Below are 6,237 nucleotides of genomic sequence, written 5' to 3' on the forward strand. Positions count from 1 at the left end.
GGTGACGCGGCCGGTGACCGGGCCGTGCCGCGCGCGGCCGGCGGCGGCAGCGGCAGGGGCGGGGAACGGCGGGCCGGGGTGCGGAGCGGAGGGTACGGTTCACCCGAACGCGCGGACGAGGCATCATGTGGGCCGTGCCCCATCCGACAACGCTCCGGCGTGCGCCCGTGCAGCGGCGCAGCGCCGAACGGCTGACCCGCATCCTCGACGCCTGCGCCGAACTCCTCGACGAGGTCGGCTACGACGACCTGAGCACCCGGGCCGTCGCGGAGCGCGCCGGGGTGCCGATCGGCTCCGTGTACCGTTTCTTCGGCAACAAGCGCCAGATGGCCGACGCGCTGGCGCACCGCAACCTCGAACGCTTCACGGACCGGATCGCCGAACGCCTGCGGGGCACCGGCGACCGGGGCTGGCGCTACGCCATGGACGCCGTGATCGGCGAGTACCTGCACATGAAGCGGAACGCGCCCGGCTTCTCCCTCGTCGACTTCGGCAACCAGATACCGGTCGGCGGCCACCGCACCGAGCCCAACCTGCGGGTCGCCGACCGCCTGACGGACCTGCTCTCCGGTTACCTCGGGCGCACGCCCGACGAGGACCTGCGCCGCACCTTCCTGGTCGCCGTCGAGACCGCCGACTCCCTGATCCACCTGGCCTTCCGGGTCGCGCCCGACGGCGATGCGAAGGTCATCGAGGAGCTGCGGGAGATGCTGCGCGCGTACCTGGCCCGCGTCCTGGACCGGCCCGCTCCGACGGAAGACGGGCGGTAGGGACGGCTGGTCCGTGCCCTTCCGGGCACCGCTCACCCCGTCGGCCCGGGGGCGTTCGTGTGCCGGGGGCGGCCCCGGGCGCGCCCGCCTCGCCGGCTCGGGGTCACGCGTGTGCGGAGGAAGCAGCCTCGCCTCGCCCTGGCGCCGAGGTGCCCGCGCCCCGCGCGCCCCCCGCCGCTTCGGGGTCGCCCTCGGGGCGCGGGTGCCGCCCCGGCCGGTCCACCTCGCTTTCCCCATCCCCTCCCCGCCATGCATACCGGTCGGTATGCTCAGGTGCGTCCGTGCGGTGCCCGGTCCCGTCCCGTGTGCCGCCGTCGCCCTACCCGGGAGGTCCCGTGTCCCGCACCGCCCTGCGTATCTGCCCCCTGTGCGAGGCCACCTGCGGCCTGACCCTGACCATCGACGACGGCGGCCGGGTCACCCGGGCCCGCGGCGACCGCGACGACGTGTTCAGCAAGGGGTTCATCTGCCCCAAGGGCGCCGCCTTCCCGGCCCTCGACTCCGACCCCGACCGGCTGCGCGCCCCGCTCGTCCGGGCCGACGGCGTCCTGCGCGAGGCGACCTGGGAGGAGGCGTTCGACGCCGTCGCCGCCGGCCTGCGGCCCGTGGTGGACCGGTACGGACCGCACGCCGTCGGGCTGGTCCTGGGCAACCCCAACGTGCACACCATGGCCGGCGCCCTCTATCCGCCCGTCCTCCTCGCCGGGCTCGGCACCCGGAGCCTGTTCACCGCCTCCACGCTCGACCAGATGCCCAAGCACGTCTCCAGCGGCCTGCTCTTCGGCGACGCCAACGCGATCCCCGTGCCCGACCTCGACCGCACCGACCACCTGCTGCTGATCGGCGCCAACCCCCTGGAGTCCAACGGGAGTCTGTGCACCGCCCCCGACTTCCCCGGCCGCCTCAAGGCGCTCCGGGCGCGCGGCGGCACCCTCACGGTCGTCGACCCGCGCCGGACCCGCACCGCCCGCCTCGCCGACCGGCACCTCGCCGTCCGGCCCGGCACGGACGCGCTGCTGCTCGCCGCGATGGTGACCGTCCTCTTCGAGGAGGACCTGACCGACCTCGGCGGTCTCGCCCCGCACGTCCAGGGGGGGGACGACGTCGCCCGGGCCCTGCGGGACTTCACGCCCGAGGCGGTCGCGCCGGCCTGCGACGTCGACGCGGACACCGTCCGCGCCCTCGCCCGGGAGCTCGCCGCCGCCCCCACCGCCGCCGTCTACGCCCGCATCGGCAGCTGCACCGTCCCGCACGGCACCCTGGCCAGCTGGCTCGTCGACGTGCTCAACACCCTCACCGGCAACCTCGACCGGCCCGGCGGTGCCCTGTTCCCGCAGGCCGCCACCGACCGGACCCCGCGCCCATCCGGCCCCGGCCGCGGCTTCGCCCTCGGCCGGTGGCACTCCCGGGTCAGCCGCCATCCCGAGGCCAAGGGCGAACTGCCCCTGTCCGCCCTCGCCGAGGAGATCGACACCCCGACCGACGAGGGCACGCCCGTGCGCGCCCTGATCGCCGTGGCGGCCAACCCCGTACTGTCCGCACCCGACGGCGACCGGCTCGACAAGGCCCTGGACTCCCTCGACTTCATGGTCGCCGTCGACCCGTACCTCAACGAGACCTCGCGCCACGCGGACGTCGTCCTGCCCCCGCCGCCGCCCGCGCAGAGCCCGCACCACGACTTCGCCTTCAACACCCTCGCGGTGCGCAACCAGGTCCGCTACACCCGCCCCGCCGTCCCGCTCGAACCGGGCCGCATGGCGGAGACCGAGATCATGGCCCGGCTGATCCTCGCCGCCACCGGGATGCACGGCACCGACCCGGCCGCGGTGGACGTCATGGTCGTCGAACAGACCCTCGGCAAGGCGGTGCGCGATCCGCACTCCCCGGTGCACGGCCGCGATCCGAAGGAGCTGGCCGCGCAACTCGGCGGCGAGAACGGCCCCGAACGGCGGCTCGACCTGATGCTGCGTCTCGGCCCGTACGGCGACGGCTTCGGCGCCCGGCCGGACGGCCTCACCCTGGACCGTCTGCTTGACCACCCCCACGGCATCGACCTGGGGCCGCTGAGCCCCCGGCTGCCGCAGCCCCTGAAGACGGTGAGCGGCAAGGTCGAACTGCTGCCGCGGCCGATCGCCGACGACCTGCCCCGGCTGCACGCCGCCCTCACCGAACGCCCCGCCGGACTCGTCCTGGTCGGCCGCCGCCACCTGCGGTCCAACAACAGCTGGATGCACAACGTGCCCGCCCTCACCGGCGGCACCAACCGCTGCACCCTGCACATCCACCCGGAGGACGCCGAACGCCTCGGCGTGCTCGACGGCGAGCCGGTGCGGGTCAAGGGCGCCGGGGGAGAGGTGACCACGCCCGCCGAGGTGACCCCGGAGGTCCGCCGGGGCGTGGTGAGCCTGCCGCACGGCTGGGGACACGACCGGCCCGGCACCCGGCTGCGCCACGCCGCCACGGACCCCGGGGTCAACGTCAACCAGCTCCTCGACGGCAGCCTCCTCGACCCGCTGTCGGGCAACGCCGTCCTCAACGGCGTCCCCGTGGAGGTCACGGCCCCCGCCCGCACGGAGGCCGGCGCGCCGCAGCCGGCGACGGCCTGAGCGCACGGGCACGTGAGTGTCACGGCGCCCCCACGCGCCGGTCACGCGAGCGTGCCCGTGACCTGAGCAAAGCCCTGACCTGGAGTTTTGCGCTTATTGCTCGCGCCCCGACATCTTGCTGACGCCCTTTCGCACTGCCTAACGTCTCGTCGCACCGCCGGCCCTGGTGGGAGTTCAAGGGCGAACGTTAGGTGTCCACTCATGCTGACCATCCTCGGCTTCGCCATGATCGCGACCTTCCTGGTCCTGATCATGATGAAGAAGATGTCGCCGATCGCGGCGCTCGTGCTGATTCCCGCGCTGTTCTGCGTGTTCGTCGGCAAGGGCGCCCACCTCGGTGACTACGTCATCGACGGCGTCGTCGCACTCGCGCCCACGGCGGCGATGCTCATGTTCGCGATCGTCTACTTCGGTGTGATGATCGACGTCGGTCTCTTCGACCCGATCGTCCGCGGCATCCTCCGCTTCTGCCGGGCGGACCCGATGCGGATCGTCGTCGGCACCGCCCTGCTCGCCGCGATCGTGTCCCTCGACGGCGACGGATCCACCACCTTCATGATCACCGTGTCGGCGATGTACCCGCTGTACAAGCGGCTGGGAATGAGCCTGGTGGTGATGACCGGCGTCGCCGCCATGGCCAACGGCGTGATGAACACGCTTCCCTGGGGCGGCCCGACGGCCCGCGCCGCCACCGCTCTGAAGCTGGACGCGAGCGACATCTTCGTGCCGATGATCCCGGCGCTGCTGGTCGGCCTGCTGGGCGTCGTCGTCCTGGCGTACGTCCTCGGACTGCGCGAGCGGCGCCGGCTGGGCGTGCTCACCCTCGACGACGCCCTCGTCGGGGAGAAGACCGGGGCGACGGAGCCGGAGACGGAGACGGTCCTGGCCGGTGCCGGTGCCGGTGCCGGTGGCGGGGCGGGTGCCGCCTCCCGGCCGGGCCGGAGCACGCCGGCCGCCGGTGGTTCCGGAGCCGGGTCCGGCACGGACGCCGGGGAGCCGCACGACGAGGACGACTTCCAGGGGCTCGACCCCGCCCGTCCCACCCTGCGCCCCAGGCTGTACTGGTTCAACGCCCTGCTCACGGTCACCCTGCTGACCGCCATGATCATGGAGTGGCTGCCGATCCCGGTGCTGTTCCTGCTCGGCGCCGCGCTCGCGCTCTCCGTCAACTTCCCGCACGTGCCCGACCAGAAGGCCCGCATCGCCGCCCACGCGGACAACGTCCTCAACGTCTCCGGCATGGTGTTCGCCGCCGCCGTCTTCACCGGCGTCCTCCAGGGCACCGGCATGGTCGACCACATGGCCGAGTGGCTGGTCGGCGTCGTCCCGGAGTCGATGGGCCCGCACATGGCCCTGGTCACGGGGGTGCTCAGCCTCCCGCTCACCTACTTCATGTCCAACGACGGCTTCTACTTCGGTGTCCTGCCCGTCCTCGCCGAGGCGGGCGCCGCGCACGGCGTCTCCCCGCTGGAGATGGCCCGCGCCTCACTGGTCGGCCAGCCCCTGCACATGTCCAGCCCGCTCGTCCCCGCGGTCTACGTCCTGGTCGGCATGGCCAGGGTCGAGTTCGGCGACCACACGCGCTTCGTGGTGAAGTGGGCGGCGCTGACCTCCCTGCTGATCCTCGGCGCGGGGCTCCTCTTCGGCATCGTCTGACCGCCCGGGGAACCCGCACCGGGGACCCGGTACGGCGGCCCCGCCCAGACCGGCCGCCCACCGGCCCCGACCGTCCGAAGCCGCATCCGACCGCCCCAGGAGGACCCGACCATGACGCCCGGTGGGAACCGCGGCTGGCTGCTCCGCCTCGTCATCGCGTTCAGCTTCGCGCAGGGCGCCGTGTCGATGGCCCGGCCCGCCGTCTCCTACCGGGCGCTCGCACTCGGCGCGGACGAGCGGGCGGTCGGGGTGATCGCCGGGGTGTACGCGCTGCTGCCGCTGTTCGCCGCGGTACCGCTCGGCCGGCGCACCGACCACGGCCGCTGCGCGCCCCTGCTGCCGGCCGGTGTGGTGCTGATCTCCGGGGGCTGCGCACTGAGCGGCCTCGCCGGGTCCCTGGCGGCCATGGCGCTGTGGAGCGGGGTGATGGGCCTCGGCCACCTGTGCTTCGTCATCGGCGCGCAGTCCCTGGTCGCCCGCCAGTCGGCGCCGCACGAACAGGACCGCAACTTCGGGCACTTCACCATCGGCGCCTCCCTCGGCCAGCTCGTCGGCCCGATCGCCGCGGGCGCGCTGATCGGCGGCGCCGACATGGCCGGCACCAGCGCGCTGGCGCTCCTCGTGGCGGGCGCCGGGGCGGCGGTCGCGTTCACCTCGCTGTGGCGCATCGAGCGGCCCGGCGCCGCACGGGCGCGTGCGGTGGCGGACGGGCGTGTCCCCGTGGGCAGCATCCTGCGGGCCCGGGGGGTCCCCGCCGGCATCCTTATCAGCCTCGCCGTGCTGTCCGCCACCGACATCCTCACCGCCTACCTGCCGGTGGTCGGCGAGCACCGGGGCATCGCCCCCGCCGTCATCGGCCTGCTGCTCAGCCTGCGGGCGGCGGCCACCATCGCCTGCCGGCTGGTCCTCACCCCGCTGCTGCGGCTGCTCGGCCGGACGGCGCTGCTGACGGTGACCTGCCTCCTCGCGGCCCTGCTGTGCACCGGCATCGCGCTGCCGATGCCGGTGTGGGCCCTCGCGCTGCTGCTCGCGGTGCTCGGCTTCTGCCTGGGCGTCGGGCAGCCCCTGTCCATGACGACCGTCGTCCAGGCCGCGCCCGCCGGGGCCCGCTCGACCGCCCTCGCCCTGCGCCTGACCGGCAACCGCCTGGGCCAGGTCGCCGCCCCGGCCGCGGCGGGCCTGATCGCCGGGGTGGCGGGCGTGGC

At 74.4% G+C, this 6,237-nt stretch carries 4 protein-coding genes; all 4 read left to right on the forward strand.

The genetic code is table 11. The features are described 5' to 3' along the window. Positions 1-125: 125 nt before the first annotated feature. Positions 126-770: a TetR/AcrR family transcriptional regulator gene (locus G3I53_RS25665; protein ID WP_164333220.1), complete on the forward strand. Its 645-nt coding sequence runs from the start codon at positions 126-128 to the stop codon at positions 768-770. A gap of 335 nt (positions 771-1,105) precedes the next feature. After that, complete coding sequence (locus G3I53_RS25670) at positions 1,106-3,376, forward strand: molybdopterin oxidoreductase family protein (protein WP_164333219.1); 2,271 nt, start codon at positions 1,106-1,108, stop codon at positions 3,374-3,376. 201 nt (positions 3,377-3,577) lie between these two features. Then, complete coding sequence (locus G3I53_RS25675; RefSeq protein WP_164333218.1) at positions 3,578-5,032, forward strand: citrate:proton symporter; 1,455 nt, start codon at positions 3,578-3,580, stop codon at positions 5,030-5,032. 111 nt (positions 5,033-5,143) lie between these two features. Continuing rightward, a partial coding sequence (locus tag G3I53_RS25680; protein ID WP_164438816.1) for an MFS transporter occupies positions 5,144-6,237 on the forward strand: 1,094 nt, incomplete at its 3' end.

The organism is Streptomyces sp. SID14436, assembly GCF_010548465.1.
GTDB lineage: Bacteria > Actinomycetota > Actinomycetes > Streptomycetales > Streptomycetaceae > Streptomyces.